The organism is Tepidibacillus fermentans (assembly GCF_004342885.1).
Taxonomy (GTDB): Bacteria; Bacillota; Bacilli; order Tepidibacillales; family Tepidibacillaceae; genus Tepidibacillus; species Tepidibacillus fermentans.
This window is the reverse complement of the sequence record NZ_SMAB01000035.1, coordinates 1-3,173: the sequence shown is the minus strand read 5'-3', so window position 1 is coordinate 3,173 and position 3,173 is coordinate 1. Positions and strand designations below refer to the sequence as shown.

The 3,173-nt window shown below is 52.6% G+C and carries 1 rRNA gene; it reads left to right on the top strand.

What is annotated here, in order from left to right:
• Positions 1 to 50: 50 nt before the first annotated feature.
• Positions 51 to 3,172 (top strand): 23S ribosomal RNA (locus tag EDD72_RS12365).
• The last annotated feature ends 1 nt before the right edge of the window (position 3,173 follow it).

The following is a 3,173-nucleotide window of genomic DNA, read 5'->3' as shown; positions in this document are numbered from 1 at the left end:
GAGTGTACCTTGAAAACTAGATAGCAAACACATCAAATGAGCGTCTGATAGGTTAAGATAGAAAGGGCGCACGGTGGATGCCTTGGTGCTAGGAGCCGAAGAAGGACGGAACGAACACCGATATGCCTCGGGGAGCTGTAAGTAAGCAACGATCCGGGGATTTCCGAATGGGGGAACCCACGTCTCGTAATGGAGACGTACCCATCCCTGAACACATAAGGGATGAGGAGGCAACCAGGGGAACTGAAACATCTAAGTACCCTGAGGAAGAGAAAGCAAAGATCTTGGGCCCCACCAAAGTAGTCGGAATAAGCTACAAAGCTTTCCGTCACTTTGGTGGGACTCGAGTGCGATTCCCTAAGTAGCGGCGAGCGAAAGGGGAACAGCCTAAACCGATACCTACGGGTATCGGGGTCGTGGGGCGTCTTAAATGGAGTTAGAAAGAAGGAACTTAGTTGAACAGGTCTGGAAAGGCTGGCCATAGAGCGTAAGAGCCGCGTAAACAAAAAGGACCTTCCTCCAAGACCAACCCCGAGTACGGCGGGACACGAGAAACCCCGTCGGAATCTGGGAGGACCATCTCCTAAGGCTAAATACTCCCTAGCAACCGATAGTGAAACAGTACCGTGAGGGAAAGGTGAAAAGCACCCCGGGAGGGGAGTGAAAGAGAACCTGAAACCGTGTGCTTACAAACAGTTGGAGCACAATTCATGTGTGACAGCGTGCCTTTTGTAGAATGAACCGGCGAGTTACGATTGCGTGCGAGGTTAAGGCGGGAAGCTGGAGCCGTAGCGAAAGCGAGTCTGAATAGGGCGAAAGTACGTAGTCGTAGACCCGAAACCGTGTGATCTACCCATGTCCAGGGTGAAGGTGAGGTAACACTCACTGGAGGCCCGAACCCACTAGTGTTGAAAAACTAGGGGATGAGGTGTGGGTAGGGGTGAAATTCCAATCGAACACGGAGATAGCTGGTTCTCCCCGAAATAGCTTTAGGGCTAGCCTTGGAGGAAGAAACTTGGAGGTAGAGCACTGATTGGGCTAGGGGCCCTCATCGGGTTACCGAACTCAGTCAAACTCCGAATGCCAAGGATTCATCTCCAGGAGTCAGACGGCGAGTGCTAAGATCCGTCGTCAAGAGGGAAACAGCCCAGACCATCAGCTAAGGTCCCCAAGTATACGTTAAGTGGGAAAGGATGTGGAGTTGCATAGACAACCAGGATGTTGGCTTAGAAGCAGCCACCATTTAAAGAGTGCGTAATAGCTCACTGGTCGAGTGACTCTGCGCCGAAAATGTACCGGGGCTAAACGTATCACCGAAGCTATGGATTGTGCCTACGGCACAGTGGTAGGGGAGCGTTCCAATTGCGTAGAAGGTATACCGGGAGGAGTGCTGGAGCGATTGGAAGTGAGAATGCCGGTATGAGTAACGAAAAGAGGGGTGAGAATCCCCTCCGCCGAAAACCTAAGGGTTCCTGAGGAAGGTTCGTCCGCTCAGGGTAAGTCGGGACCTAAGCCGAGGCCGAAAGGCGTAGGCGATGGACAACAGGTTGAAATTCCTGTACTACCTACATTCCGTTTGAGCAATGGGGTGACGCAGAAGGGTAGGTGAAGCGTGCGAGTGGAAGAGCACGTCCAAGCAGTGAGGCTGAGTATACAGGCAAATCCGTAGACTCAAGGCTAGGCTGTGATGGCGAGGGAAATTGAAGTACCGAAGTCACTGATCTCATGCTGCCAAGAAAAGCCTCTAGCGAGGGATGGGGTACCCGTACCGTAAACCGACACAGGTGGGTGAGGAGAGAATCCTAAGGCGCTCGGGAGAACTCTCGTTAAGGAACTCGGCAAAATGACCCCGTAACTTCGGGAGAAGGGGTGCCTCGATAGGGTGAAAGCCCGAGGAGGCCGCAGTGAAAAGGCCCAAGCGACTGTTTAGCAAAAACACAGGTCTCTGCAAAACCGTAAGGTGACGTATAGGGGCTGACGCCTGCCCGGTGCTGGAAGGTTAAGGGGAGAGGTAAGCGCAAGCGAAGCTTTGAACCGAAGCCCCAGTAAACGGCGGCCGTAACTATAACGGTCCTAAGGTAGCGAAATTCCTTGTCAGGTAAGTTCTGACCCGCACGAATGGCGTAACGACTTGGGCACTGTCTCAACGAGAGACCCGGTGAAATTGTAATACCTGTGAAGATGCAGGTTACCCGCGACAAGACGGAAAGACCCCATGGAGCTTTACTGTAGCCTGATATTGAATTTTGGTACGATCTGTACAGGATAGGTGGGAGCCAGAGAAGCCGGGCCGCCAGGTTCGGTGGAGGCAACGGTGGGATACCACCCTGATCGTATTGAAATTCTAACCTACATCCCTAATCGGGATGAGGGACCGTGTCAGGTGGGCAGTTTGACTGGGGCGGTCGCCTCCTAAAGAGTAACGGAGGCGCCCAAAGGTTCCCTCAGAATGGTTGGAAATCATTCGCAGAGTGTAAAGGCAGAAGGGAGCTTGACTGCGAGACCTACAAGTCGAGCAGGGACGAAAGTCGGGCTTAGTGATCCGGTGGTTCCGCATGGAAGGGCCATCGCTCAACGGATAAAAGCTACCCTGGGGATAACAGGCTTATCTCCCCCAAGAGTCCACATCGACGGGGAGGTTTGGCACCTCGATGTCGGCTCATCGCATCCTGGGGCTGAAGTAGGTCCCAAGGGTTGGGCTGTTCGCCCATTAAAGCGGTACGCGAGCTGGGTTCAGAACGTCGTGAGACAGTTCGGTCCCTATCTGTCGCGGGCGTAGGAAATTTGAGAGGAGCTGTCCTTAGTACGAGAGGACCGGGATGGACACACCGCTGGTGTACCAGTTGTGCCGCCAGGCGCATGGCTGGATAGCCAAGTGTGGACGGGATAAGCGCTGAAAGCATCTAAGCGTGAAGCCCCCCTCAAGATGAGATTTCCCATTTCCAGAGGTCAGGTTTCAGAAGCCAGAAGTCTGAGTGAAAGCTTTGACTTTGAGGAGAAGAGAATTGTATGTCAAATTACTTCTTTGATATACATGCATCTGATATCCGGTTTCCGACATCTGATCTCTGGAAAGTAAGATCCCTTAAAGATGATGAGGTTGATAGGTCCGGTGTGGAAGTACCGTAAGGTATGGAGCTAACGGATACTAATGGATCGAGGGCTTAACCTAA